The organism is Yonghaparkia sp. Root332 (genome assembly GCF_001425665.1).
Taxonomy (GTDB): domain Bacteria; phylum Actinomycetota; class Actinomycetes; order Actinomycetales; family Microbacteriaceae; genus Microcella.
Window position 1 is genome coordinate 306,261 of record NZ_LMCX01000002.1, and the last position, 26,103, is coordinate 332,363.

Consider the following 26,103-nt stretch of genomic DNA (forward strand, 5'->3'; position numbering starts at 1 on the left):
GTGGCATCCTTGCCCCATGGCGTCCACGGTATTCGAACGCGAGCGACCCGACGAGCGTCTGATCAGCGCGGCGCTCGCCGACTCGCGGCTCTCGGTGTTCTGGCTCGACGACCTCCCCGCCCGCGCGCCGCACCCGGCGCTGACGACGCGCGAGCGCGCCGACCTCGCGGTCGTGGGCGGCGGCTACGCGGGGCTCTGGACGGCTCTGCTCGCCAAGGAGCGCGACCCCGGTGCGCGCGTCATCCTGCTCGAGGGCAAGCGCGTCGGCTGGGCCGCGTCGGGCCGCAACGGCGGCTTCGTCGAGGCGACGCTCACCCACGGGGCGAAGAACGGCGAGCAGCGCTTCCCCGACGAGCTCGCGACGCTCGACCGCCTCGGAATGCAGAACCTCGACGACATCGAGGCGACCGTGCGCGACCGCGGCTGGAGCTGCGACTTCGAGCGCGTCGGCTCGTTCGCCGTCGCGACCGAGCCGTACCAGGTGCGCGAGCTCGCCGAGGCGCACGACGGGCACTCCGAGCTCTTCCACGACGCCGTGGCGATGCAGCGCGCGATCGCCTCGCCCACGTACCAGGGCGGCCTGCTGTCGACGCGCGACACCGCGCTCGCGCACCCCGGGAAGCTCGCTCGCGAGCTGCTGCGGGCCTGCCTCGAGGCGGGCGTAGAGGTCTTCGAATCCAGCCCCGTGACCGCGTTGCGAGCCGAATCGGATGCCGTCGAGCTGTCCACGAAGGCCGGCGGCGTCGTGCGCGCCGATCGGGTCGCCCTCGCGACCAACGCCTTCCCGTCGCTGCTCAAGCGCTTCCGCCTGCACACCGTGCCCGTCTACGACTACGTGCTCATGACCGAGCCGCTCACGACCGCGCAGCTCGCCTCGATCGGGTGGCAGGGCCGCCAGGGCGTCGCCGACTCCGCGAACCAGTTCCACTACTACCGGCTCTCGGCCGACAACCGGATCCTCTGGGGCGGCTATGACGCGATCTACCACTACGGCGGGCGCATCCGGCCCGAGTACGACGATCGCCGCGCCTCGTTCGAGAAGCTCGCGAGCCACTTCTTCACGACCTTCCCGCAGCTCGAGGGCGTGCGCTTCACGCACCGCTGGGCCGGCGTCATCGACACCTCGAGCCGGTTCTGCGCCTTCCACGCGACCGCGCACGACGGTCGCGTCGCCTACTCGGCGGGCTTCACCGGACTCGGCGTCGCGGCGACCCGCTTCGCCGCGAACGTCATGCTCGACCAGCTGGCGGGGCTCGAGACCGAGCGCACGAGCCTCGCGATGGTGAACCAGCTCCCGCTGCCGTTCCCGCCCGAGCCCGCGACCTTCCCGGCCGTGCAGTCGGTGCGCTGGGCGCTCGATCGCGCCGACCACAGCGAGGGGCGCCGCAATCTCTTCCTTCGCACGCTCGACGCGGTGGGTCTAGGGTTCGACTCGTGACCTCTCTGCCGCTCGACGCGCCCACGATCCTCCAGGCCCTCGAGCTCGACCTCGAGCTCGAGCGCGTCGACCCCGCGCAGGTCGTCGACGGCGACCCGCACGTCGGCTCGGTCGCCCTCACCGAGGTCGACGACTGGGAGGTCGGCGTCTGGGAGATCACCCCCGGCATCGTCACCGACGTCGAGGTCGAGGAGGTCTTCATCGTGCTGCGCGGCCGGGCGATCCTTCGCCGGGAGGACGGCTCCGAGACCGAGCTCGTCCCCGGCTCGGTCGGGCGGCTCGAGGACGGCGAGGAGACCGAGTGGGAAGTGCTCGAGACCCTGCGGAAGATCTACATCGCCTGAGCCCGGCTCGCGCCGGGCATCCGCGCCCCGTCGTCACCGAGGCGCGGACGTCTACCAGGTCGAATCGCCGCGGATGACGACGTCGCTGCCGCCGTCGATGAAGACGACCTGACCGCACAGGTGCGTGTTCTCCACGCTCGTGAGGTAGGCGAGCAGGTGCGCGACGCTCGCGGCCTGGGCGATGCCGTTGAGGGGCATGGGCACCATCTCGAGGATGGCCTTCCGCGCCTCCTCCGTCTCGGTGTACTGCGCCGTCATGGCCGTCTCGATCACCCCGGGCGCGATGCCGTTGAGGGGGATGCCCGCCCCGGCCCATTCGGGCGTCGCCGCATTGCGGCGGATCCAGCGAACGAGCGCCCGCTTGGTCGAGCCGTAGATGAGCCCGCCCTGACCGGCGTCGATCAGCTCCTTCGCGCGGTGCAGCGCCGCCGGCTCGTCATGCGCGAGGCACGCGTCGACGAGCTCGTCGTCGACGGGGAAGAGGGAGGCCATCGACGCGGTCGCGACCGCGCGCGGCGCGGACGACCCGGCGAGCAGCGGGCGGAGGCCGTCGAGGGTCGCGAGCGCGCCGAAGTAGTTGACCGCGACCGTCGCCGTCGACTCGGTCGCGAGGCCCGCGTTCGCGATCACGACGTCGATCGTGCCGCCGCTGAGGTCGCGGGCGTGCTCGACGAGGGCGGCGCGGCCCTCGTGCGTCGTGAGGTCGGCGACGATGTCGGCGTCGTGCACGTCGACGCCGATCACGCGGTGGCCCTGGGCGGCGAGGAGGTCGGCGGTCGCGGCGCCGATGCCGCTCGCCGAGCCCGTGATGAGGTAGGTGCGGATCATGGTGACGACTCCTTCGTCGATCGGATGCAGCCTCAGCTTTCCACCGGGCGAGAGCCGCGGCCAGGGACCTTGGGCCCCCTTCCCACGGCCCTAGAATCGTGGTCATGCGCATCCACGTGGCCACCGATCACGCCGGTCTCGACTTCAGCCGCACGGTGCGCGAGCACGTCGCGAGCCTCGGCCACGAGGTCCACGACCACGGCCCCGTCGAGTACGACCCGCTCGACGACTACCCGGCGTTCTGCATCAACGCCGCGCGCGCCGTCGCGCGCGACCTCGAGCAGGGCGTCGAGGCCCTCGGCGTCGTCTTCGGCGGCTCCGGCAACGGCGAGCAGATCGCCGCGAACAAGGTCCGCGGCATCCGCGCTGCCCTCGTCTGGTCGGAGGCGACCGCGACGCTCGCCCGCGAGCACAACGACGCGAACGTCATCGCGATCGGTGCGCGCCAGCACTCGGTCGAGGAGGTCCTGCGCTTCATCGACGTCTTCATCTCCACCCCGTTCCCGGGCGATGAGCGCCACGCGCGGCGCATCGCGCAGCTCGCCGAGTACGAGTCGACGGGCGCCATCGCCGGCCACGGCATTCTCTGACCGTGCCCGAGGGTCACTCCGTCCATCGCATCGCCCGCCAGTTCGGGCGCCACTTCGTCGGCGAGCGCATCAGCGCCTCGTCGCCCCAGGGGCGCTTCGCTGAGGGCGCCTCCCTCATCGACGGACGAGTGATGACCGACGCGAAGGCCGTGGGCAAGCAGATGTTCCTCGAGTTCGACGACGCCGTGTGGCTGCGCGTCCACCTCGGCATCTACGGCGCGTGGGACTTCAGCGGCGCGGTCGCGTCGGCCGCCGGCCGCATGGGGCAGACAGGGATGCGCGGAGCATCCGATGACGATGTCGCAGCCGCCCCGACCACCGTCGTCGGCGCCCACGAGGAGTCGCTCGCGTCGATCGGTGCCCCGCGCCGCACCCGCCTGCGGATGGCCGAGCAGGAGAGCGAGAGCGCGCTCGACGACGCGGCGCTCGAGGGGTTCCCGCCTGAGCCCATCGGCGCCGTGCGCGTGCGTCTGCTCACCGAGCGCGCCGTCGCCGACCTGCGCGGGCCGACGGCGTGCGAGGTTCTCGACGCCGCGGGCGTGCAGCAGGTCATCGACAAGCTCGGCCCCGACCCGCTCATCGACGACGCCGACGCGGGGGAGGAGCGCATGCTCGCGCGCATCCGCCGCCGGCGCGTGCCGATCGGGCTGCTGCTCATGGACCAGTCGGTCGTGAGCGGCATCGGCAACGTCTACCGCGCCGAGATCCTGTTCCGCGCGCGCCTCGACCCGCACGCGCTCGGCGCGAACCTGCCGGAGGACGTCATCCGGGGGCTCTGGCGCGACTGGCGCTACCTGCTCGGCGTCGGCGTCGACACCGGCCAGATGCTCACGATGGACGGCCTCGATGAGGAGGCCCGTCGCCTCGCCCTGCGCAACCGCGCCGACCGGCACTGGGTCTACAAGCGCGAGGGCCTGCCGTGCCGCGTGTGCGGCACGCACATCGTCATGGAGATCGCCGCCGGCCGGAAGCTCTACTACTGCCCGAGCTGCCAGGTCTGAGGTCGTCATGCGCCACAGCCCGAACTTCCTCATGACCGACCCCGACGAGGTCCGTCGACTCGTGCGCGGGAACCCGTGGGCGACGATCGTGTCGCACGTGCCCGACCGCGGTCTCGTCGCCTCGCACTACCCGTTCCTCCTCGACGAGGAGGCCTCGACCGGCGACGACATCGTGCTCGTCAGCCACGTCGGCCGCCCCGACGAGCAGCTGCACGAGCTCGGCAGCCGCGAGGTGCTCGTCATCGTGCAGGGCCCGCACGGCTACATCTCCTCCTCCTGGTACTCCGAGGGCGACTTCGTGCCGACCTGGAACCACGTCACCGCCCACCTCTACGGCACGCCGGAGATCCTGAGCGACGTCGAGAACCTGCGCGTGCTCACGCACCTGACCGACCACTTCGAGCAGCACGTCGACGCCCCGCGCGGCCTCCACCTCGACCTCGAGAAGAGCGCGCGCATCGCGAAGGGCACGGTGGGCATCCGCCTGCGCGTGACCCGCTTCGACGCGCGCGCGAAGCTCAGCCAGAACAAGACCCCCGAGGTCGTCGACCGCATCGTGGGCGAGCTCGAGGGCGACGGCCCGTACGCCAGCACGGGCCTCGCCCGAGAGATGAGGAGACTCCATGATCCGCGCCATCCGTGACGCTCGCCCGCTCGGAGGCCACGCGCCGATCGACGTGACGATCAGCGACGGCGTCATCACGGGCATCCACCCCGCCGGCACGATCGCCGCTGGCGAGGGCGTCATCGACCTCGAGGGCCGCTTCCTGCTGCCGGGCCTGTGGGACGAGCACGTGCACCTCACCCAGTGGGCGCAGCACCGCCGCCGGCTCGATCTGTCAGGCGCGTCGAGCGCGCGCGAGGTCGCCGATCGGGTGGCGGATGCCCGTTCCCACGCCGCGCCCGGCGACACGATCGTCGGCGGAGGCTTCCGCGACGGCCTGTGGCCCGACGCCCCCAGCGCCGCACTGCTCGACACCGCGGCTCCGGATCATCCTGTCGTCCTCGTGAGCGCCGACGTGCACTGCGCCTGGCTGAACTCGGCCGCCCTCGACCGCTTCGGCGCCGGGCTGCCGGCCGCCGAGCTCGAGGGCGCGCGCACGTCGGGGCTGCTCCGCGAGGAGGCCGCGTTCGCCGTCACCCGCCAGCTCGACGCGGCGCCCGACGACGTGCTCGACGAGTGGGTCGCTGAGGCGGCGCGCGAGGCCGCGGCGCGCGGCGTCGTCGGCGTCGTGGATCTCGAGATGCGCTGGAGCGTCGACGACTGGCGCCGTCGCACCGCCGCAGGCTTCGACTCGCTGCGCGTCGAGTTCGGCGTCTACCCGCAGCATCTCGATCGCGCGATCGAGGCGGGCCTGCGCTCGGGTGCGGTCGTGAGCGAGACGGTGTCGGTCGGCCCGCTCAAGGTCATCACCGACGGCTCGCTCAACACCCGCACCGCCTACTGCTGCGACCCCTACCCGGAGGAGGCCGAGCACCCCTACGGGCTCCTCACCGTCCCGCCGTGCGACCTGCACCCCCTGCTCGCCCGCGCCTCGGAGGCGGGGTTCGAGCTCGCCGTCCACGCGATCGGCGACGGCGCCAACAAGGTCGCTCTCGATGTCTTCCAGAAGCTCGGGCGCGGCGGCCGGATCGAGCACGCCCAGCTGCTGCACGACTCGGACCTCGCTCGCTTCGCCGCCCTCGGCGTGATCGCGAGCGTCCAGCCCGAGCACGCGATGGACGACCGCGACGTCGCCGAGCGCTTCTGGCCCGGCCGAACGCGCCGCTCGTTCGCCCTGCGGTCGCTGCTCGACGCGGGCGCGACGATCGTGCTGGGCTCCGACGCCCCCGTCGCGCCGCTCGACCCGTGGATCGCGATCGCCGCGGCGACGACGCGGTCGCGCGACGGCCGCGAGCCGTTCCACGGCGAGCAGGCGATCACGCCTGCGGAGGCGCTCGCGGCGTCGACCCGCTCGCTCGTCGCGGTGGGCGCGCGCGCGGATCTGATCGCCGTCGACACCGATCCGCTGTCGGCATCGGGGGATGCCCTGCGCACGATGCCCGTCGCCCTCACGCTCCTCGGCGGCCGCGTGACCCACGCCGCGCTGCCGCAGCTCGCGCGCTCCTAGACGCACGACGGCCGCGACCCCGTGGGGGCCGCGGCCGTCGCGCGCGCAGGTCGGTGAGGTGCCCGGTCTCAGGCCTCCGCGATGTGCGAGAACAGGAACCAGCGGTCCTTCTCGAGGTCGGCGGTGATCGCGATCGCGAGGTCCTGGCTCACGGGGTCGATCTCCTCGAGTCCTTCGATCGCCGCGCGAAGGCTCACGAGAGCGGCGTCGATGCCCGCGATGACGTCGGCGATGAAGTCGTCGGTCTGCGCGAAGCCGGCGCGGACGGGCGGCACGGTCGTCTTCTTGGCGATCGACTTGGTGCGCGCGTCGAGCGGGAGGCCGAGGGCGACGATCCGCTCGGCGGCGTTGTCGCCGTAGTCGCGGGCGTGCTCGACGAGCGTGTCGAGGAGCTCGTGGACGCCGATGAAGTTGCGGCCCCGCACGTGCCAGTGCGCCTGCTTGCCCTCGAGGGCGAGGGCGTTGAGGTCGATGACGACGGGCTCGAGGTACTGGGCGACGCCCGAGACCATCTCGGCGTCCGTCGTCGCTTCGGGGGCGGAGGTCACGTCCGTCATGGCGTGGTCCTTTCGTGTCGTCGATCGTGGATGAGTCGCGCTCGTGGCGCGCGCTCGTGATCCACGGTAGGCCGATCGCGAGCCGCGTGGAGGCGACTCCCACCGCGCTCCCAGGGCGGACCCGATGCTCGGCTGCGCTCAGCGCAGGTCGCGGATCTGGCGGACGAGGTCGCGCGCATTCTGAAGACGTCGTTCGTAGCGAGCGGCGATCGCGACCACGACCACGCCGGCGAGACCGAGCCACAGCCACCACTCGACGGCGCGCCCGATGTCCTCCAGCAGCGGCCAGCTCTGCACGAGCAGGTGGACGAGCAGGACGATCGCGCCGATGAGCAGGGGCGCCTGCAGGCGGCGGATCGCGCCCCCGACGGCGACGGCGGTGGCGACGACGCCCAGGGCGACGACGCGCCAGAGAGCGGGGTCCTGATCGACGGCGACGAGCGACGGCACGAGGAGGAGGATGAGACCGGGGGTGAGCCACACGGCGCTGCGGGCGCGCTCGTCCCGCTCGAGGCGAAGCGTGCCGATCGCGAGGAGCGCGAGCGCGATCGGGAGGCTCACGAGCTCCACGGGGTCGGCCGCGCCGCCCGCACCGAGGATGCCCGCCGCGAGCGCTCCGAGACCCGCCGACCCCGCCGACACCATGTCGCGCTCACGTCCCTCCGGCGCGAGCCAGGCTCCGACGGCGACGGCCGCGAGCACGATCACGAGGAGGATCCCGCGCATCTGCTCCGCGATCGGAAGGCCGCCGGCGCCGGCCGAAGCGGCCGGGTCGACGGACTGGACCACGGTGAGCACCCCCAGCACGACGAGCGTGGCCGCCGCGAGGGTCGAGGCCAGCCCGGGGATGCGCGCGTCGAGCTCACGGGCGCGCCACGCGACGGCGAGGGCGACGACGCTCGCGATCACGCCGACCGCGAGGGCTCGAAGGAGCGGGCCCTCCGCGCTCGCCAGCGCGAGGGGAGCGCCGGCGAGCAGCGCGGCGAGGGCGATGAGCGGCGCGACCGCATGGCTCGGCGCCCCCTCGTCGCCGCGTCGGACGACGGCGAGGCGCGCCGCGACCAGGAGCACGATGCCGGCGACGGGGAGGACGAACGGCTCCGGTGCGTTCTCCCCAGTGGTCGTCAGCTGGGTCCAGAGCGCGAGCGAGCCGAGCGCCAGGGCGCCCCAGCCCAGGTGGCGGCGGCGCGAGTGCGACCCGACGAGCCCATCCCGGTCGATCGCCAGCAGCAGGAGGAGTATCGCGCCCGCCAGCAGCAGGAGCGCCCCGTCGCCACCGTCGAGCGCTGCCGTCGACCCGCTCGTGGCCGAGCCGAGCAGGACGAGCGCCCCGAGAGCCGCGGTGACGGAGTCCGTCACTGCTCGACGCCGGGAGTCGGGCGCCCGGAGCGCGTGCGCGGCGAGGCTCGTCGTCGCGACGACGATGAGCGCGAGCAGCGCCACAGCTCCGCTCACGTCGGACGGCACCGAGCCCGGGGTCGCGTCGAGCAGCGTCGCGCCGGCGAGGACGACCGCGAGGCCGGGGAGCAGCCCCGCGGCGATGAGCCCGTCCAGGCGCCGCTCGTCAGGAGAGACCGCCGAGTGATGCGCGCCGCGCCGCGATCGGATGAGGACGATCACGAGAGCACCCAGGCCGATGGCCGCCGCGAGCGCCGCACCGAGGGCAGGGGCGCGCAGGTCGAGCGCGGCGAGCGCGCCCAGCAGCACGGCGACCACGGAGGCCGCCCGACGCTCAGTCCGCTGCACCCGACCGAGCTGGGCGGCCAGGAGGACGACGCCCGACAGGGCGAGAGCGAGGGTGGAGGGCGCGATCGTCGGCGACGAACCATCGCCGCCGATCGTGCCGTCGAGGAGCCCCGCTCGTGCGACGTCGTCGGCGAGGGGGATGCTCGCGAGGATGACGATCGCCGAGGCGGTCGCGACGGCGATCGCGGTGACGATCGGATGAGCCGGGAGCGACCGGCAGATGGCGACGGCGGTGACCGCGACCGCCGTGCCGATGATCCATCCGCCGGTCACGGCGGGCGCGATCAGCATCACGAGAACGGCGGAGCCCACGGCGAGCGGTGCCAGGAGGTCCTGCACAGCGCGGCGATCGTCGTGAGAGTCGATGCGTCCCGAGGCGTGGAGGAGCAGGCTCGCGCCGATCGCGAGAACGGAGAGCACGACGATGATCGCGATCCACGTCCCCAGCAGCGGCACGGCGGCGACGGCAAGGACGCCGCCGACGGCCGTCAGCGCGCGTGCCCGCGCGCGGAGGACCCCGAGCGCCGCCCAGCCCGCCGCGACGAAGCCGAGCGCCAGGAGCAGGCCCGCGAGCGCGGCCGGAATGACCGGCTCGGGGTCGACGATCGTGCTCGTGGTCAGCGTGCCGAGCGGCGACGTCGCGGCGAGCGCCGCCTCCGCCGCGGCGCCGAGACCGACGATCGCCGCGATTCCCGCGAGCGCCGCGGCGAGCGCGGCGGCCGTGATCAGAGCGGTGCGCAGCGCGACGGCTCTCGGGGAGGGCTCTCGTCGCGCGACACCGAGCTCGAGGACGACGGCAATGCCGGTCGCGACCAGGAGCGGAAGCCACACGGCCGTATCACCCGCCGGCAGTCGGGCGGCGCCGATCGCCGACCCCGCAACCGCGGCGAGGACCGCGAGCGCGCCCGTGGCGGCGGCGAGCCACCGCTCGATCGAGTGCCCGGCGTCGGCGACCCGGGCGACCAGTGCCGCGTGGGCCAGGGCGACCAGGGCGAGTGCGATGCTCAGCACGAGCGTCGCGGTCGCATCGTCGAGCCCGAGAGTGATCGCGCTCGCCGCGACCGTGCCGAGGCCGATCGCCGTCAGCACGGCGATGAGCCGCGCGCCGCGGGCGATGCCGGGCGTCTCGCGGCTCGTCAGCACCGGGTGGGCGAGCGCGGCCGCCGCTCCGACGATGCCGCCGACCGCGGTGCTCGCCCCGGCGATGATCGTCGACCCCCACTGCGCGTCGAGGGGCTCGGCGAGGTGGGTCGCGAGCATGGCCGCGCCGAGCGGCACGAGCAGTGCGGCACCGAGTGCGGGAGCGTGCAGCCGCCCGAGCCGCGACCACAGGACGCAGATGAGGCCGACGACGATGAGGGCGGCGCCCCAGTAGGCGAGCTCGGGCTGCGTGCCGAGACCGCGCGGGTCGTTCTCTCGCAGGGCCCACGCGTCGAGCACGAGCACCACGGTGCCGAGAGCGGCGATGCCCTCGGCTGTCGCACTGAGCCCGCGCCGCGACAGGGCGGCCGCGGCCGCGAGGGTCGCGAGGGTCCCTGCCGCGACGATGAGCATCCGCACCGCCTGCCCGTAGGTCAGGAAGGCGTAGACGAGCCCGAAGACCGCGAAGACCGACAGCAGGCTGATGCCGATGATGATGAGCGCGATCTGGATGCTCGATCTCCCCGATCGCGGAGAGGTCGGCGCCGGCATCCCCGGAAGCGCGAGTGAGGGGGGCGGCGCGACGGCGGACTCCGCGGGAGCGGGCGAGGCGGGTGCGGCGCTCGCCGACGCGCCAGGCACGGCGACCGCGGCGGCGCCCTCGCGACGGATGCGGCCGATGAGGGCGACCCGGGCATCCAGGAGGTCGGCGGCCTGCTGCGAGACGCGCGCGAGCTCGATCGCGGAGGGCTGCGTGAGGTCGAGGCCGCAGCGGGCGCAGCGCGCGTCACGCAGGGGAGCGAGGCACGCCGGGCACGTCGTCGTCGACCGCAGCTCGACCGGTGAGCGCGGGAAGGTCACGGGGCCGGCGAGGGCCACGTCGGCGGCGGTCGAGCGACCCGGGCTCGCGGGGTCGGCGGGCGGACTGAGGGGCGGCACGACGCTCATGCGGCACAACCTATCGGCCGGGGCGCGACGAGGGGGGACCCTCGAACGGGATGTGCGAACACGCGCCGCCCGGTGCGCTAGGGACGAGCCGCGACGAGGGCAGACTGTCGCCATGCCGCCCGTGACGCCCGACGAGTTCGCGGCCGTCTACGCCCGGCACCTCCCCGCCGTGAGCGCGTACCTCGCCCGCCGCGTCGAGCGCGACGCCGTCGACGACCTCGCGGCCGACGTGTTCGCGGTCGCCTGGCGCAAACGCGAGTCGGTCACGGAGGGCGAGGAGCTCCCGTGGCTCTACCGCATCGCGTCCTACCTCGTCGCCAATCACCGGCGCCGTCACGCCGCCCGCACGAGCGCCCTCGCGATCCTCGCCGCCCCCGACTCCGCGCCCAGCACGGAGGACATCGTGCTCGGCGACCTGGCTCTCGCCCGCGCCTGGGAGGAGCTGCGCCCCCGCGACCGCGAAGTGCTCGCCCTCGCCGTGCTCGAGGACATCCCGGTGAGCGCCATCGCCGTCGCGCTCGCGATCACCCCCAACGCCGTGAGCGTCCGGCTGCACCGCGCGAAGAAGGCCCTCGCCGAGGCGCTCGAGCGCGCCCAGGCGCGCGATGCGGGGGATGCCCCCGCCGCGCCCCGAGACTGACCCCCCGATCGCGCGGCCCCATCCGCGACGCCCGCGAAAGATCCGACCGCTCTTCGACATATACCGGGTATGAGCAGCGAACAGCACGACGACGCAGCCGCCCGCCTCCGCCGGGCGATCGACCAGGGCGCCGCCCCGGTCCTGTCCTCCGACATCGTCACGCAAGCCCCGGGTCGTCGCGCCCCGCGCCTCGTCAACCACGGCCGCGTCGCGCGCACGGCCGGTGGCTCCGTGCTCGCCATCGCCGCCGTCACCGCGGCGTCCCTCGTCATCACCCAGCCGTTCGCCCCGCGCGCGCCGCTCTTCACCGCGGCCGGCGGCGCAGCCGAGCAGTCGGCGTTCGGCGCCGCCGCCGAGTCGAGCGACCTGCGTATCGGCGTCTGGAAGCAGTACGAGTACGTCGCCGGCGACGGCCTCGCGACCTCCGGCGGCTCGGGCGCCGCCTACGCGCTCGAGCGCACCGGAGCCCCCGAGGCGACCCTCGACGGGCTCGCCGACGTCTTCGACCTCGTGGGCGAGGCGGTGCGTGCGAGCTACTTCGACGAGAGCTACCCCTCGTACATCGTCGGCCCGGAGGACGGCTCGGCGCCCGCGCTCACGATCACCTGGGCCGGCACCGCCAGCTGGTGGTACAGCGACCCCGCCGCGAGCGGGTGGACGAGCTGCGCGGTCCCGGGCGACGTCGGGGCGGACGGGACCGCCGGAGAGGCTCCGGCTGACGAGCCGCTGCCCGAGATCGCGCCCGAGATCTGCGAGCCCGTGCCGCCCACCGGCGGCGCGATGCCGAGCGAGGATGAGGCGCGCGACGAGGCCGCCGCGATCCTGACCGCGACCGGGCTCGACGTCGATGCGGAGGACATCCGCGTCACCGCCGACGACTGGCAGACCGTCGCGAGCGCGAACCTCGTCGTCGACGGCGTAGAGACCGCCCTCGACTGGGCCGTCGCGTGGGGCCCCGGCGGCGAGATCGCGTGGGCCTACGGGCACGCCGTCGACATCGTGGGCCGGGGCACGTTCGGCACCGTCTCGGAGCGCGACGCCGTCTCCCGACTCTCCGACGGCCGCTGGTTCGGCGCGGCGGGCCCCGAGTTCCAGGGCGGAGGCGTCGGCATCGCCGAGATGGCCGGCGACGCCGCCTTCGAGCAGGGGATGCCCGGCACCGACGGCGACGGAGCCACCGGATCGAGCGGCGCGGCCGTCGACCCCGGCACCGAGCCCGCTCCGGCGCCGACCGACTCGGCCCCGCCCGCGGAGCCCGTCCCGAGCGAGCCCGCGCCCGAGCCTGCACCGGTCGACCCGGTCGAGCCCGCGCCGACCGAGCCGGAGCCCGTCGCGCCGACCCCGATCGACCCGAGCGAGCCGCCCGTCGTCGAGCCCGAGCCTCTGCCCGAGCCGACCCCCGAGGTCGAGATCGTCACGGTGAACGAGGCCGAGGCGACGCTCCTGCTCATGTGGGACTCGGAGGGCGACGCGTGGCTCGTCCCCGGCTACGCCTACCGGCAGGCCGAGGGCTGGTGGAGCTCGGTGGTCTCGCTCGTCGAGGGCGTCATCGCCCTCCCCGAGCCGATCGAGTACCGCATCGAGCCGATGCCGCTCCCCGCTGAGGAGTAGGCGCTCCGACTCGCCCCGTCGCGCGCAGCGCGCTGCGCCGCAGGAGCGGCGGCGCAGCCAGGAATGAACACAGAGGGGATGACGGGAATCGAACCCGCACCATCAGTTTGGAAGACTGAGGCTCTACCATTGAGCTACATCCCCACGAGGCCGAACCGGCCGCGTGCGGGAGCCAGCGTATCGCATCCCGATCTGCTCTCGGCGGCGGTGCCCCGCGGCTCGGCTAGACTTGCCGAGGCCGTTTTGCAGAGACCCCGTGTCTTCCGCCCAACTGGTCGATGGTCGCCAGTCATCGGGGCGTAGCTCAGCTTGGCTAGAGCGCCCGCTTTGGGAGCGGGAGGCCGCAGGTTCAAATCCTGTCGCCCCGACCAGACCCATCAGCCCCGAAAACCTCAGGAGAATCCCCAATTGGTCCAGTCCACGGTTGAGAAGCTCAGCGCCACCCGCGTCAAGATCGCCATCACGGTGACGCCCGACGAGCTCAAGCCCAGCATCGATCACGCGTACAAGCACATCGCCGAGTCGGTGAACATCCCGGGCTTCCGCAAGGGCAAGGTGCCGCCGCCCATCATCGACCAGCGCGTCGGCCGGGGCGAGGTCATCAACCACGCCGTGAGCGAGGGGCTCGACAAGTTCTTCCGCGACGCTGTGCAGGAGCAGAAGCTCCGCACGCTCGGCCGCCCCTCTGCCGACGTCACCGAGTGGCCGAACGAGAAGGACTTCTCCGGCGACCTCAAGGTCGAGATCGAGGTGGATGTCCGCCCCGAGTTCGAGATCCCCGCCTACGAGGGCGTCGAGATCACGGTCGACGCGGCCGAGGTCTCCGACGAGGAGGTCCAGTCGGAGCTCGAGAACCTGCGCGGCCGCTTCGGCACGCTCGTCACCGTCGACCGCCCCGCCACGTCGGGCGACTTCGTCCAGATCGACCTCGTCGCCACCGTCGGCGGCACGACCGTCGACACCGCGAGCTCGATCTCGTACGAGGTCGGCTCGGGCGAGCTCATCGAGGGCATCGACGAGGCGCTCGACTCGCTCAGCGCGGGCGAGACCACGACCTTCGAGTCGGTCCTGCTCGGCGGCGACCACGAGGGCGAGACCGCCCAGATCGAGGTCACCCTCCAGTCGGTCAAGGAGCGCGAGCTCCCCGAGGCCGACGACGACTTCGCGCAGATCGCGAGCCAGTTCGACACGATCGGCGAGCTGACCGACGACATCCGCGAGCAGGTCAAGCGCCAGAAGGCCTTCGGCCAGGGCGCGCAGGCCCGCGACCTCCTTCTCGAGAAGCTGCTCGAGCAGGTCGAGATCCCCGTGCCCGAGGCGCTCGTCGAGACCGAGGTGCACCGCCACCTCGAGAACGAGAACCGCCTCGAGGACGACGTGCACCGCGCCGAGGTCACCGAGTCGACGCAGAAGACGTTCACGAGCCAGATCTTCCTCGACGCTCTCGCCGAGAAGGAGGAGGTCAAGGTCAGCCAGCAGGAGCTCACCCAGTACCTGATCCAGGGCGCGGCGCAGTACAACATGGAGCCGGGCGAGTTCATCAAGGTCCTCGACCAGAACGGCCAGATCCCGCAGATGGTCGGCGAGGTCGCCCGCTCGAAGGCGCTCTCGATCGCCCTCAGCAAGGCGAAGGTCGTCGACAGCAGCGGCGAGGCCGTCGACCTGTCGGCGTTCACGGCCGCCGCGACAGCTCCCGTCGCCGACTCGGTCGTCACCGACGACGAGGGCGACGACCACGCCGGTCACGACCACGAGGGCCACGACCACTAGTCGTCCCCGCAGTCACGCCGACGGGCCCGGAGCATCTCGCTCCGGCCCGTCGTCCGTTCACCCGAGCCGCAGCTCCAGAACTCGCTCGTGGCGGGCGAGCCGTCTGCGTTCGCGGCCGAAAGTCCAGGCCGCCGCCCCGGCCGCCGCGAGACCCACGCTCGCGACCGCGAGCATCGAAAGGGTAAGGTCCGGCTCCACGACGGTCGTGCCGCCGTCGACGGCGGGGAAGACGCACCGCAGCCCGAGCGGCCACGCGCTCGGCTCGCCGATCGGCATCGCCGTCTCGCTCGCGAGCGCGCCCGGTCCTGCGCCGACGCTGAGGCATGTCGCCTGCGCGGCGCCAGCGTCCGAGTACCGCATCATTGCGCCCGCCACGCTCGCCGCGAGCACAAGCGCGAGTGCGCCGGAGATGAGAGCTGCGACGAGGGCGGACGTTCCAACGAACTGCAGGCGGCGGGAAGGGCGCATGACTGTAGTCTTCCTCACTTACCGCGGCGCGTGTGGCTCACGCGTCGAGGTGGCGCCATGTGAGGCAGTTCACCCGAGCCGCAGGCCGAGGATGAGCCCGCCGTCGTCCTCGACGGCGACCTCCGTGAATCCGAGGTGCCAGTAGAACCCGATCGCGGGGGCATTCGCGGGCTCGACCCCGAGGTGCACGCCGCTCGCGCCGCGCTGCTCAAGCCGCTCGATTAGCCGCTCGATGAGCATCCGCCCGATGCCCTGCCCCTGCGCGCGCGGCAGGAGGTCGATGTGGAAGTGGGCGGGGAACGGCCCGGTGATCGTCAGCGGCGTGAGATCGGGGCGGTGGATGCTCCGCACGAGCTCCGCGTCGGCCTCGCGTCGCTCCACGCCGAGTCGGTACCGCTCGCGCAGCGCGGGCCACCACTCGCGCCCGCACCACTCCTCGAAGTCGGAGGTCGACGCGACTCCCACGAGGTACCCGGCGAGACCCGCGTCGTCCTCGACGACCTCGCACATGGCCGGGTCGTGCACCGACTGCGGCCCGGCCCAGTGGTGTCCGAGCAGGTCGGGGTCGTCGTGCAGCGCCGACGCATCCGAGCCCGCGTCGCCGGTCAGCAGGCACACGCGGTAGAGGGCCGGGAGGTCGGCGGGGGAGGGCCGCCGGAATCGCATCACGGGGCCACGGTAGCGACCCGCGCGACGCGTTCTCTGCCCACGGCGAACACGGCCGGGCTCGCGGGTTGGCTTCTGTAGATTCGAACCACGAGACGAACAGGAGCTCAACCCCATGGCCGAACCGGCAATGCCCAACAGCGTTTTCGATCGACTCCTCAAGGACCGCATCATCTGGCTCGGTTCCGAGGTGCGCGACGACAACGCCAACGAGATCGCGGCGAAGCTGCTGCTCCTCGCTGCGGAGGACCCGCACAAGGACATCTACCTGTACATCAACTCGCCCGGCGGCTCGATCACGGCCGGCATGGCGATCTACGACACCATGCAGTTCGTGCCGAACGACATCGTCACGGTCGGCATCGGCATGGCGGCGTCGATGGGCCAGCTGCTGCTGACCGCGGGCACGAAGGGCAAGCGCTACATCACGCCCAACGCGCGCGTGCTGCTGCACCAGCCGCACGGCGGCTTCGGCGGCACGGCGAGCGACATCCAGACGCAGGCCCAGCTGATCTCCGACATGAAGCACCGTCTCGCGGCGATCACCGCCGAGGCGACGGGCAAGTCGGTCGAGCAGGTCAACGCCGATGGCGACCGCGACCGCTGGTTCAACGCCGAGGAGGCCCTCGCGTACGGCTTCGTCGACCACATCCGCTCCTCGGCCACCGACATCGTCGGCGGCGGCGGAACCCAGGCCTAGGCATCCGCGAGTACGAGAGAGAGACCCCCATGGAGACCCCGAACCTCGGCGGCACCCCGCTCGCGATGCCGAGCAGCCGCTACATCCTGCCCAGCTTCGAGGAGCGCACGGCCTACGGCTACAAGCGCCAGGACCCGTACGCGAAGCTCTTCGAGGACCGCATCATCTTCCTCGGTGTGCAGGTCGACGACGCGTCGGCCGACGACGTCATGGCCCAGCTGCTCGTCCTCGAGTCGCAGGACCCGGACCGCGACATCGTCATGTACATCAACAGCCCCGGCGGCTCGTTCACGGCCATGACGGCGATCTACGACACGATGCAGTACATCCGCCCGCAGATCCAGACGGTCGTGCTCGGCCAGGCGGCCTCGGCCGCCGCGGTGCTGCTCGCGGCGGGCTCGCCCGGCAAGCGCCTCGCGCTGCCGAACGCGCGCGTGCTCATCCACCAGCCGGCGACGGGTGACGCGGGCCGCGGCCAGGCGTCCGACATCGAGATCCAGGCGAAGGAGATCGCGCGCCTCCGCGAGTGGCTCGAGCACACGCTGTCGAAGCACTCGAACCGCACGGTCGAGCAGGTCAACAAGGACATCGATCGCGACAAGATCCTCATCGCCTCGGAAGCGCTCGAGTACGGCCTCATCGACCAGGTCCTCACGAGCCGCAAGACGCTCCCGGCGCTCACCGCGAGCTGAGCATCCGGCCGCGCCGACAGGCGGACGACCGCGGGCCCCGCATCCGATTCAGGATGCGGGGCCCGCGTCGTTCTCGCGCGTTCAGTCGCCCGCGGGGCGGCGCCGGTTCGCGAGCACGATGATCGTCGCGATGGCGGCCGCGGCGAGCAGCCCGCCGCCGATCCAGGCGACGCCGGCGAGCACGGTCGCGCTCTCGTCGGAGGCCGCACCGTCGCCGCGCGCGTCGTCGTCCCCGCCCGCGCCGGCCGCAGGCTCGCCGCCGCACTCGGGCGCCGTGGTCGAGCCCTCGGTGACGGGCTCGTCGCCCTCGGGCGCGTAGGTGAACGCGTACGTCTCCGACAGCGTGTGACCGTCGCTCGAGACGTACTGGAAGGTCATCGCGTACTCGCCCGGCTCGCCGAGCGCGGCGGGCGCGGCCATGGTCGCGCCGGTGACCTCGACGCACCCGTCGCCGTAGTAGAGCCCGTCGGCGTCGGTGACGACGATCGCGAAGGCGCCGTCGTTGCCCTCGAGCGTGAGGAGCGGGTTGTTCGCGGTGACCGTCCACGCCTCCGGCAGCGCGGTGATCGTCGCGCCGTCGGAGGGCGTGGAGTCGACGACGTAGTCGTGCGCGGCGGCCGGGGCCGCGAGCCCGAGGACGAGCGCGGCGGAGGCCGCGAGGGTCGCGACGCCGGCGCGGGCGACGCGCGCGATTGCGCGGCTCACGAGGAGGCCCCGCGGCGACGCACGAGCGCGAGAGTGAGGGCGGCCGTCCCGGCGACGAGGCCGAGGGCGCCGAGGATGCGCGCGATGAGGTCATCGCCTCCGCCGCTCGCCTCGCGCGTCGCGCTCGTGAGAGTCGCGGAGTCGTCGGCCTCGCTGTGCCCACCGGCGTCGGCGGAGTCGTGGTCGTCCTCCGCCGCGCCGTCGGTGAGGGTCACGACGGGCGCATCCTCGCCCGTCCAGGCGGCCGTGCCGACCTCGCACGTCTGCGTCGTCGGGAACTCGATGCGCTCGCCCGGCTCGCCCTCGGGCAGCGTCACCTGCAGGTCGAAGGCGGCGCGGTAGCCGTCGGCGAGCGGCGCGTCGGTCGCCGTGTAGACGATCTGCCCGACGCGCTCGGTGAGCGTGTCGTACTCGGTCTCGATCGGCGCGTCGAGCGGCACCATGACCTTCTCGACGCTCCAGCCGGCGTAGACGGTCGGCGCGACCGTCGGGATGCTCTCGGGGATGTCGATCGTCACGACGGTCGTCGACGACCCCTCGCAGCCGTGCGACATCGAGAAGGTGACGAGCGCGCGGCCGCCGGGGGCGGTCGAGTCGCTCGAGGCGCTCACATGGGCGAAGGCGGCGGTCGGGCCGGCGATCGCGAGGCCGGCGCCCGCCGCGAGCGCGAGGGCGGCGATGCCCGCGCGGCGGGCGCGCGGAGCGCCAGCCGGAGCGGCAGCGGGGGCGGGGGCGGTGGACAGGGTTCGTGCGGTCATGGTCGTGCTTCTTCCGTGCGGGTGCGCCGGGCGCCCGGAGGCGGATCGACGGCGCGATGAATGTGGGGTCGCGGGATGCCCGGCGCGACTAGCGCGCGAGCGCGACCGCGGGCGGCCCGCGCCGCCCCGAACCGCCGAGCACGACGACGGCCGGAAGGAGGCGCCGACCGGCGCCGCCGAGCGGGGCGCGACCGACCACGGGAGCCGCGGCCGCGACGACCGGCTCGAGCAGGCGCGCGAGCGCCAGCCCGAGCGCGTGCAGGGCCGCGGCGACGGCCTCCGAGCCTCGGCGCAGCAGCGCGTACGAGGTCAGGGCGGCGACGGCGTGGTGCAGCCCCATGAGCGCGGTCGCGCCGGCGAGCGGCGCGGCCGCCTCGACGGGGATGCCCGCGGGCGCGATCGCGACGGCGGCCGCCTCGATCGCGCCGTGCGCCGGGTGGCCGGCCGGGGCATCCGCGCCCGTGGCGACGGCGGCCCCGCCCGCCGGGCCCAGCAGCGAGAAGACGAGGTGAAAGACGGTCTGGTCGAGCGCGACGACGGCCGCGAGGCCGAGGCGCGACAGGCGGCCGGCACGGAGGGCCGAGAGCGCCGTCATACCGAGGAAGCCGGAGGCGCCGACGCCCACGAGAAGGGCGAGGGCGTGCGGTGCCGCGCCGCCCGCGAGGGTGTGGGCGGAGGCCGCGACGACCGTGGTGACGAGGGCGACGATCCACGACGCGGCGACGCGCGAGCGTCGGGCGGCCAGGTCGGCGTGCATCCTCATGTCCCTTCCAGGGTACGCCCGCGGCGGCGGGTCGAGCTGTGTTCGGAGCGGGGCCCGCGAGCGACGGGCGCGCGGGGGAGCGCGGCGCGTCACGAACGTCGGCTCGTCGGGCTAGGCTCGGGGTCAACCAGGGAGGAGGGCGCAATGGCCCGCATCGGAGAAAGCGCCGACCTGCTCAAGTGCTCGTTCTGCGGCAAGAGCCAGAAGCAGGTCCAGCAGCTCATCGCCGGCCCCGGCGTCTACATCTGCGACGAGTGCGTCGAGCTCTGCAACGAGATCATCGAGGAGCGTCTCGCCGAGTCGAACGAGCAGGCCACGGCCGAGTTCGAGCTCCCGAAGCCGAAGGAGATCTACGCCTTCCTCGAGGAATACGTGATCGGCCAGGTCGCGGCGAAGAAGTCGCTCTCGGTCGCCGTCTACAACCACTACAAGCGCATCCGCGCCCGCCAGACCCTCACCGCGGCCGACCAGCTCGCCGACGACGTCGAGATCGCCAAGAGCAACATCCTGCTCATCGGCCCGACCGGCTGCGGCAAGACCTATCTCGCCCAGACGCTCGCGAAGCGCCTCAACGTGCCCTTCGCCGTCGCCGACGCCACCGCTCTGACCGAGGCCGGCTACGTGGGGGAGGACGTGGAGAACATCCTCCTGAAGCTCATCCAGGCCGCCGACTACGACGTCAAGCGCGCCGAGACGGGCATCATCTACATCGACGAGGTCGACAAGATCGCCCGCAAGGCCGAGAACCCGTCGATCACGCGCGACGTCTCGGGCGAGGGCGTGCAGCAGGCGCTGCTGAAGATCCTCGAGGGCACCGTCGCGAGCGTCCCGCCGCAGGGCGGTCGCAAGCACCCGCACCAGGAGTTCATCCAGATCGACACGACGAACGTCCTGTTCATCGTCGCGGGCGCCTTCGCCGGCCTGGAGGACATCATCAGTCAGCGCGCGGGCAAGCGCGGCATCGGCTTCGGCGCCCCGCTGCACGACAAGGCGCAGGAGAAGAACATCTTCAGCGAGGTCCTGCCCGAAGACCTCCACAAGTTCGGCCTCATCCCCGAGTTCATCGGCCGCCTCCCCGTCGTCACGACGGTCTCGCCGCTCGACCGCTCGGCCCTCATCGACATCCTCACGACGCCGCGCAACGCGCTCGTGCGCCAGTACCAGCGCATGTTCGAGATCGACGGCGTCGAGCTGGAGTTCGAGCAGGACGCCCTCGACGCGATCGCCGACCTCGCCGTGCTGCGCCAGACCGGCGCTCGCGGCCTGCGCGCGATCCTGGAGGAGGTGCTCGGCCCGATCATGTTCGAGGTGCCCTCGAACGACCAGGTCGCGCGCGTCGTCGTCACCCGGGCCGCCGTGCTCGAGAACGCCGCGCCGACGATCGTGCCGCGCCGCCCCGTGCGCCGCGAGAAGAGCGCCTAGCCCGCCCGCACCTCTGCGCCGCGCGCGTCGACTGGGCGCGCGCACGCGCTCTCGCCGTGCGCAGGATGCCCGGTCTACGCTGACGCCATGATCGAGTCCCAGCGCGACCGCCTGCGAGCACTGCCCGACTTCCCCGCCGAGCTCCCGAGCTTCGACCCGGACTCCGCGCCCGCCGACCCGCAGCAGCTCTTCGTCGGCTGGCTCGACGACGCCCTCGCCCACGGCGTGCACCAGCCGCACGCCTTCACGCTCTCGACCGCGGGCCCCACCGGCCATGTGACGGCGCGCACGCTCATCCTCAAGGATCTCGTCGACGGTCTGTGGGTCTTCGCGGGCGCTCGCTCGACCCGCAAGGGGGTCGACCTCGCCGCGAACCCGTTCGCCTCCATGACCTTCTACTGGCCGGCCCGCGGTCGCCAGGTGCGCGTCACGGGCGAGGTCGAGGAGCTCTCGAGCGACGTCGCCGCGGCCGACTGGCGCGCCCGCCCCGCGAGCACGGGCGACGCCAACCCCGACTGGGCCGCGTGGGCGCTGAGCCCGACCGAGATCGAGTTCTGGCAGGCGCGGCACGACCGTGACCACGTGCGCCACTGGTACCGCTTCGGCGGCTGATCGGCGGCGGCATACCCCGGGGAGAGGCCGGCGACGGGAATGACTCAGCCGATCGAATCGTTTCGATAGGATGTCCGGGTCCCCGATCGCGAAGAGGTCCCGTGAGCTTCCCCACCGCCCCTGTGCCCGTCGTCGACCAGGACGAGTCCTTCGTCGCCCGTGATCGGCACGGCAGCCCGCTGAGCCGTCGCCGCGTCATCGCGGCGCTGCTGGCCCTGAGCCTCGGCGGGTTCGGCATCGGCTCGACCGAGTTCGTGGCGATGGGGCTGCTGCCCGAGCTCGCGATCGACCTGCTGCCGGGCATCCATGCTCAGGACCCCGATGTCGCGATCGCGCAGGCCGGCCTTCTCATCACCGCCTACGCGCTCGGCGTCGTCGTCGGCGCGCCGACGATCGCGGCGTTCGCGGCGCGCGTGCCTCGGCGCACCCTGCTGCTGTGGCTCGCGGCGGCGTTCACGCTCGGCACGATCGCCTCGGCGACCCTCCCGACCTTCGAGACGGTTCTCGCCGCGCGCTTCGTCGCGGCGCTGCCGCATGGCGCCTACTTCGGCGTCGCGGCCCTCGTCGCCGCCGACCTCATGGGGCCGGGCAAGCGCGGGCAGGGCGTCGCTCTCGTGCTCTCGGGTCTCACGGTCGCGACCGTCATCGGAGTCCCGATCATCACGTGGGTCGGCCAGCACGCCGGCTGGCGACCGGCCTACCTGCTCGTCGCCGCGCTGTTCGCGGCGACCTTCGTGGCGATCCGCGCGCTCGTGCCCCGGCAGCCGGGCGACCCGACGTCGACGGTCCGCTCCGAGCTCAGCGCCTTCGCCCGGCCCCAGGTCTGGATCTCCCTCGGCGTCGGCGCGGTCGGCTTCGGCGGCTTCTTCGCGATGTACACCTACATCGCCCCCATGATCACCGAGCTCGCCGGCCTGCCGGCAGCGGTGGTACCGGTGATCCTCATCTCCACCGGCATCGCGATGACGATGGGCAACCTCGTCGGCGGGCGCCTGGCCGACGGCGGCACGGTGCGCGCGATGTTCCAGGGCTTCGCGGCGCTCATCGGCTCCCTCCTGCTGCTGGGCGTCGTCGGCGGCACCGTCGTCGGGCTGTTCGTCGCGACATTCCTCGTCGGCTTCGCGGCGGCGACCGTGAGCCCGATCATCCAGACCCGATTGATGGATGTCGCGGGGCGGGCGCAGACGCTCGCGGCGGCCCTCAACCACTCGGCCCTGAATCTCGGCAACGCGAGCGGGGCGTTCCTCGGCGGGCTGGTCGTGGCCGCGGGCTGGGGCTATCTCGCGCCGGCGTGGGTCGGGCTCGCTCTCGCGGTCGGCGGCGCGGTGCTCGCCGTCGTGAGCGTCGCGATGGAGCGCCGCGCCCCGGCGGGGGACTCCTAGGCGGTGAAGGTGCCGGGCGCGTCGACGAGGATGCCGTCGGCGATCGCCTGCTTGCGCAGCCCGACCTTCGTGCCCACGTCGATGCCCGCGATGCGGTACTTCTCGCGGATGCGCTTGAGGTAGCTCTTCGCGGTCTCCTCCGAGATGCCGAGCTGGTAGGCGACGGCCTTCACGGGCTCGCCCGCGCCGTACAGCGCCATGACGCGGCGCTCCTGCGCGCTCAGGCGCGGCGAGCCGCCGACGTCGGCGGCGTTGAGGGCGAGGTCGAGCTCGGCCGAGATGAACGATTCGCCGGCCTTCGCCGCGCGGATCGCCTCGACGATCATGCCCGCGTCCTCGCTCTTGACGAGGTAGCCGAGCGCGCCGGCGTTGAGTGCCTCGCGGACCACGTTCGGCTCCGAGTAGGTGCTCATGAGCACGACCGAGACGCCCGTCGCGCGCAGGGTCTGGATCTTCAGCGAGACGGGGATGTTGTCCTTGAGGTCCAGGTCGAGCAGGACGACCTCGACGGGGAACTCGGGGTGGGCGAGCAGCTCGGGCCAGCTGGCGACGGCCGCGACCATCGAGATGTCGTCGGCGGCCTGGCGGATCCACTCGGTCAGGGCGCCGAGGAGCATGCGGTGGTCGTCGACGAGCGCCAGACGGATGGGGTCGCTTCCAGATGCCATAACTCGGGTCCTCCGACTCGGTGAGCAGGTGCTGCGGTGCTTCTGCTGCGGGCTCGCGCGCTTCGGGTGCGCTGCTCGCCCTCGCTCAGGTCGTGCGGCCCGCGTCGACAGGATTCTCGACGGGGCAGTCGATCTCGATGCGGACGATGCTCGATGCCGTGCTGTCACTGTACCGGCCGACCCGGTCCAGGGCCTCCCACACACCCGGATCGACACGATTCCGGCGCAGGCCTGCGATCTCCAGCCGGATGGGGATGATCGAGCGGCCCTCGGCGTCGACACGGCCGCTCGTCATGGGGCCGAGCTCGACGGTGACCGACTCGGCGGGCGTGGATCCGAGCGGGTCGGCCCCGAGCATCCACAGCGCCGCCAGGAGGGCGTCTCGCTGGACGTCGTCGAGGAGCCCCGCGAGGGTTCCCGGGTCGCTGATGGTGACGCGCCGGCCCAGCTGCTCCGACTCCGCGACGGCGTGGAAGAGCCAGGTCTCGCGGCGGCCCTCCAGCAGGTGCAGGCGCAGCTCGGTCGCGAGCGTCGCCGCGCGCGAGGAGTACTCCGGCGGGAGCGGGAGCGGGGTGCCGCCGACGGCGACGGCGTCCAGCAGCTCCTCCGCGGCGAGGTCGAGGCGCGCGAGCTCCTCCGAGGCGAGCATGCCCACCGCGAGGCGGGGCGCGGTGACGGTCGACTGGACGAGGACGCGGTCGAGCTCGCGCTTGAGCATCCGCTCGAATCCGGCGACGAGCAGCACGCCGGTGATGCCCGGGGCGACGGCGAGGGCGACCGTGACGATCTGGTGGGGGATGGTGACGGGCGTGAGCGGCGTGGTGAGCATGATCGCGACGAGGAAGGCCGCGCCGAGCGCGGCCGTCGCGACGAGCACCTCCCACCCCGCGCGCAGGGTCACCACGATGAGCAGCACGAACCCCGCGCTCACCGATGCCGTGGCGTAGCGGCCGATGTCGCCGAGCGGCGCGATCGTCATGAAGTCGAGCCACACGACGGCGGCGAGAGCGGCGAGGAAGAAGCCGTAGAGCCAGTCGGGCAGGCGCTCTCCCGTGGCCGAGATGGTGACGATGAGCCCCAGGAAGGTCACGAGCAGCAGCAGCCACGCCCCGAGGCCGGGCAGCAGGCTCGGGTACTCCTCGGCCCGCAGGAAGAACAGGCCGACGCCGAGGATCGACTGCAGCGCCGCGATGATCGCCATCCCGATGCCCAGGAACCCGGACCCGAGGGCGGAGGCGTGCGTGGAGCCCGCCGAGCCGCGGCGCACCGACGAGCGGGCGCCGGCGCGGCGGATGCTGCCGCCGAGCGTGCTCTCCTCCGGGAGCGTGTAGCGGGGGTTCGTGCGCGAGGAGCTCATCGCCGCGGCACCTCCAGCATCACGGTCGTGCCGGCTCCTGGAGTGGAGAAGACGCGGGCGCTGCCGCCGACGTTGCCGAGGCGCGCGACGACGGACTCGCGGAAGCCGAGGCGGTCGGGGCTGATCGACTCGGGAGAGAAGCCGACGCCGGCATCGGTGACGACCGCGCGGACGATGTCGTCGCTCTCGGTGATCGTCACGTCGGCCTCCTCGACGCCCGCGTGCCGGCGGACGTTCTCGAGGCACTCGGCGAGGGCGAGGAGGAAGGCGTCGAGCACGTCGTTGGGCAGCAGCACGTGGCCGGTGCCGTGCCAGCGCACCGTCAGCCCCATGCGCAGGAAGCGCTGCTTGACCGACTCGAGAGTCGTGCCGAGCGTCGTCTCGCCGACCGGCTCGAGGCTGTACGAGCCCGAGAACCGCGGCATGGGCGTCGAGCCGAGCCGCAGCTGGCGCAGCAGGCGCGCGTCCTCCTCGGCCTGCTGCCGAAGGGCGTCCTCGCTCACGCCGACGCCGGAGTGCGCCAGCAGGGTGAGCGTCGCGAGCACGGTGTCGTGGAGGAGGCGAGCGCCCTGGCGGCGCTGCGCCTCGAGCTCGCTGGCCTGGCGCTCGGCCTGGTGCGAGCGGCCGATCTGCTCGATGCGGCGCATCGCGCGCTGCACGCCCGCGGTGACCCAGATGCCGATGATGAGCGTGATGACCCAGCCGGCGAGGGTGGCGATCGCCGGAACGGAGACGAGCCCGCGCGTGGGGCCGGCCGTCGCGACCAGGACGCTCGAGCCGAGCGCGCCGAGCGCCCAGAGGATCCAGCGGCCGGTGCGCTCGCTCAGCACCATGCCGACCGCGCCGAGGCCGGCGGCGCCGAGCGGCGCGAGCGAGACGGGCAGGGCGACGTTCGCCGACTCGCCCCACGGGAGCTGAGCGAGCGCGAGCGCCCCGCAGCCGAGCACGATCGACAGGATCACCCAGCCGAGGTTCCCCGAGCGGCCCACCATGACCAGAGCGGCGGCCTGGCCCGCGAGCACGATGAGCACCGATGGCAGCACGTCGGGGTCGACGATCCCGGGCAGCGCGACGCAGATCGCCGTCAGGGCGACGCCGGCGAGCCCGAAGGCCCGGGCGGCGCGCTGGAGGAGCGTGCGGCGCTCCTTCGCGATCAGGTCCATGCTTCTCCGTCGAGGAGCGTCGG

General features: G+C 73.0%; 25 protein-coding genes and 2 tRNA genes. 15 read left to right on the top strand and 12 right to left on the bottom strand.

Translation table 11 applies throughout. From position 1 onward, the window contains the following. Positions 1-16 precede the first annotated feature (16 nt). Positions 17-1,438 carry an FAD-binding oxidoreductase gene (locus tag ASC54_RS09215; protein WP_055898547.1) on the top strand — a complete coding sequence of 474 codons (1,422 nt, stop codon included), beginning with the start codon at positions 17-19 and terminating at the stop codon, positions 1,436-1,438. Then, the gene (locus tag ASC54_RS09220) at positions 1,435-1,782 is read left to right on the top strand and encodes a cupin domain-containing protein (protein ID WP_235451439.1); all 348 of its coding nucleotides are present in this window, start codon (positions 1,435-1,437) and stop codon (positions 1,780-1,782) included. Before ASC54_RS09215 ends, ASC54_RS09220 begins: the two co-directional genes overlap by 4 nt. Positions 1,783-1,833: 51 nt before the next feature. Here ASC54_RS09220 and ASC54_RS09225 read toward each other — a convergent pair whose 3' ends face one another. Beyond that, a complete protein-coding gene (locus ASC54_RS09225) occupies positions 1,834-2,610 on the bottom strand; it encodes an SDR family NAD(P)-dependent oxidoreductase (RefSeq protein WP_055898550.1) in 777 nt (258 codons plus the stop codon). Positions 2,611-2,714: 104 nt separating this feature from the next. Here ASC54_RS09225 and ASC54_RS09230 point away from each other — a divergent pair, with 104 nt between their 5' ends. The 4 genes from ASC54_RS09230 to ASC54_RS09245 are packed head-to-tail and all read left to right on the top strand — an operon-like array spanning position 2,715 to position 6,312. Then, positions 2,715-3,200: a ribose-5-phosphate isomerase gene (locus tag ASC54_RS09230; RefSeq protein WP_055898553.1), complete on the top strand. Its 486-nt coding sequence runs from the start codon at positions 2,715-2,717 to the stop codon at positions 3,198-3,200. A gap of 2 nt (positions 3,201-3,202) precedes the next feature. Continuing rightward, positions 3,203-4,201 (top strand): Fpg/Nei family DNA glycosylase, encoded by a 999-nt coding sequence (locus ASC54_RS09235; RefSeq protein ID WP_055860224.1) that lies wholly within the window; start codon positions 3,203-3,205, stop codon positions 4,199-4,201. A gap of 7 nt (positions 4,202-4,208) precedes the next feature. Next, positions 4,209-4,844 (top strand): FMN-binding negative transcriptional regulator, encoded by a 636-nt coding sequence (locus ASC54_RS09240; RefSeq protein ID WP_055898556.1) that lies wholly within the window; start codon positions 4,209-4,211, stop codon positions 4,842-4,844. Beyond that, entirely contained in the window at positions 4,825-6,312 is a 1,488-nt protein-coding gene (locus ASC54_RS09245) for an amidohydrolase (RefSeq protein WP_055898559.1), read from the top strand. The genes ASC54_RS09240 and ASC54_RS09245 overlap by 20 nt, the downstream gene beginning before the upstream one ends. A 68-nt stretch (positions 6,313-6,380) precedes the next feature. On the opposite strand, the gene ASC54_RS09250 is transcribed toward ASC54_RS09245, so the two are convergent. Beyond that, positions 6,381-6,869, bottom strand: a complete 489-nt coding sequence (locus ASC54_RS09250; RefSeq protein ID WP_055898562.1) for a Dps family protein — start codon at positions 6,867-6,869, stop codon at positions 6,381-6,383. A gap of 138 nt (positions 6,870-7,007) precedes the next feature. After that, positions 7,008-10,703, bottom strand: coding sequence for an SCO7613 C-terminal domain-containing membrane protein (locus ASC54_RS09255; RefSeq protein ID WP_055898566.1), 3,696 nt, complete (start codon positions 10,701-10,703; stop codon positions 7,008-7,010). 112 nt (positions 10,704-10,815) lie between these two features. Here ASC54_RS09255 and ASC54_RS12995 point away from each other — a divergent pair, with 112 nt between their 5' ends. Next, the gene (locus tag ASC54_RS12995; protein WP_055860238.1) at positions 10,816-11,343 is read left to right on the top strand and encodes an RNA polymerase sigma factor; all 528 of its coding nucleotides are present in this window, start codon (positions 10,816-10,818) and stop codon (positions 11,341-11,343) included. A 69-nt stretch (positions 11,344-11,412) separates the two neighbouring features. Continuing rightward, the gene (locus tag ASC54_RS09265; protein ID WP_055898569.1) at positions 11,413-12,954 is read left to right on the top strand and encodes a hypothetical protein; all 1,542 of its coding nucleotides are present in this window, start codon (positions 11,413-11,415) and stop codon (positions 12,952-12,954) included. A 73-nt stretch (positions 12,955-13,027) separates the two neighbouring features. On the opposite strand, the gene ASC54_RS09270 is transcribed toward ASC54_RS09265, so the two are convergent. Next, positions 13,028-13,098, bottom strand: a tRNA-Gly gene (locus ASC54_RS09270). A 149-nt stretch (positions 13,099-13,247) separates the two neighbouring features. Here ASC54_RS09270 and ASC54_RS09275 point away from each other — a divergent pair. Further along, positions 13,248-13,325 (top strand) — tRNA-Pro (locus ASC54_RS09275). Between the two features lie 37 nt (positions 13,326-13,362). Continuing rightward, positions 13,363-14,724, top strand: a complete 1,362-nt coding sequence (tig, locus tag ASC54_RS09280) for a trigger factor (RefSeq protein WP_055898572.1) — start codon at positions 13,363-13,365, stop codon at positions 14,722-14,724. 57 nt (positions 14,725-14,781) lie between these two features. Here tig and ASC54_RS09285 read toward each other — a convergent pair whose 3' ends face one another. After that, on the bottom strand, positions 14,782-15,192 hold the full coding sequence (locus ASC54_RS09285; protein ID WP_055898575.1) for a hypothetical protein: 411 nt from the start codon (positions 15,190-15,192) through the stop codon (positions 14,782-14,784). 69 nt (positions 15,193-15,261) lie between these two features. Then, complete coding sequence (locus tag ASC54_RS09290; RefSeq protein WP_055899373.1) at positions 15,262-15,858, bottom strand: GNAT family N-acetyltransferase; 597 nt, start codon at positions 15,856-15,858, stop codon at positions 15,262-15,264. A 115-nt stretch (positions 15,859-15,973) separates the two neighbouring features. On the opposite strand from ASC54_RS09290, the gene ASC54_RS09295 reads away from it, so the two are divergent. Both ASC54_RS09295 and ASC54_RS09300 read left to right on the top strand, forming a co-directional pair. Then, complete coding sequence (locus ASC54_RS09295) at positions 15,974-16,558, top strand: ATP-dependent Clp protease proteolytic subunit (RefSeq protein ID WP_082515020.1); 585 nt, start codon at positions 15,974-15,976, stop codon at positions 16,556-16,558. Positions 16,559-16,587: 29 nt separating this feature from the next. Beyond that, on the top strand, positions 16,588-17,250 hold the full coding sequence (locus tag ASC54_RS09300; protein ID WP_055860255.1) for an ATP-dependent Clp protease proteolytic subunit: 663 nt from the start codon (positions 16,588-16,590) through the stop codon (positions 17,248-17,250). An 81-nt stretch (positions 17,251-17,331) separates the two neighbouring features. On the opposite strand, the gene ASC54_RS09305 is transcribed toward ASC54_RS09300, so the two are convergent. The 3 genes from ASC54_RS09305 to ASC54_RS09315 form a co-directional block, all read right to left on the bottom strand. After that, complete coding sequence (locus ASC54_RS09305) at positions 17,332-17,955, bottom strand: copper resistance protein CopC (RefSeq protein ID WP_055860258.1); 624 nt, start codon at positions 17,953-17,955, stop codon at positions 17,332-17,334. After that, positions 17,952-18,713: a YcnI family protein gene (locus tag ASC54_RS09310; RefSeq protein ID WP_055898578.1), complete on the bottom strand. Its 762-nt coding sequence runs from the start codon at positions 18,711-18,713 to the stop codon at positions 17,952-17,954. Before ASC54_RS09310 ends, ASC54_RS09305 begins: the two co-directional genes overlap by 4 nt. An 88-nt stretch (positions 18,714-18,801) precedes the next feature. Then, the gene (locus tag ASC54_RS09315) at positions 18,802-19,476 is read right to left on the bottom strand and encodes a hypothetical protein (RefSeq protein ID WP_156376810.1); all 675 of its coding nucleotides are present in this window, start codon (positions 19,474-19,476) and stop codon (positions 18,802-18,804) included. Positions 19,477-19,620: 144 nt separating this feature from the next. Here ASC54_RS09315 and clpX point away from each other — a divergent pair, with 144 nt between their 5' ends. From clpX to ASC54_RS09330, 3 genes are all read left to right on the top strand, one after another. Continuing rightward, a complete protein-coding gene (gene clpX, locus ASC54_RS09320; RefSeq protein ID WP_055860268.1) occupies positions 19,621-20,898 on the top strand; it encodes an ATP-dependent Clp protease ATP-binding subunit ClpX in 1,278 nt (425 codons plus the stop codon). Positions 20,899-20,985: 87 nt separating this feature from the next. Then, positions 20,986-21,510 carry a pyridoxal 5'-phosphate synthase gene (locus ASC54_RS09325; RefSeq protein WP_055860271.1) on the top strand — a complete coding sequence of 175 codons (525 nt, stop codon included), beginning with the start codon at positions 20,986-20,988 and terminating at the stop codon, positions 21,508-21,510. 197 nt (positions 21,511-21,707) lie between these two features. Then, a complete protein-coding gene (locus tag ASC54_RS09330) occupies positions 21,708-22,892 on the top strand; it encodes an MFS transporter (protein ID WP_082515103.1) in 1,185 nt (394 codons plus the stop codon). Here ASC54_RS09330 and ASC54_RS09335 read toward each other — a convergent pair. The 3 genes from ASC54_RS09335 to ASC54_RS09345 all read right to left on the bottom strand — a co-directional run bounded on the left by ASC54_RS09335 (position 22,889) and on the right by ASC54_RS09345 (position 26,080). Then, positions 22,889-23,560 (bottom strand): response regulator transcription factor, encoded by a 672-nt coding sequence (locus ASC54_RS09335; RefSeq protein ID WP_055860274.1) that lies wholly within the window; start codon positions 23,558-23,560, stop codon positions 22,889-22,891. The two genes, ASC54_RS09330 and ASC54_RS09335, sit on opposite strands and share 4 nt — an antisense overlap. Before the next feature lie 85 nt (positions 23,561-23,645). Further along, positions 23,646-24,917: a hypothetical protein gene (locus tag ASC54_RS09340; protein WP_055860277.1), complete on the bottom strand. Its 1,272-nt coding sequence runs from the start codon at positions 24,915-24,917 to the stop codon at positions 23,646-23,648. After that, a complete protein-coding gene (locus tag ASC54_RS09345) occupies positions 24,914-26,080 on the bottom strand; it encodes a sensor histidine kinase (protein ID WP_055860280.1) in 1,167 nt (388 codons plus the stop codon). The genes ASC54_RS09340 and ASC54_RS09345 overlap by 4 nt, the downstream gene beginning before the upstream one ends. Positions 26,081-26,103 lie beyond the last annotated feature (23 nt).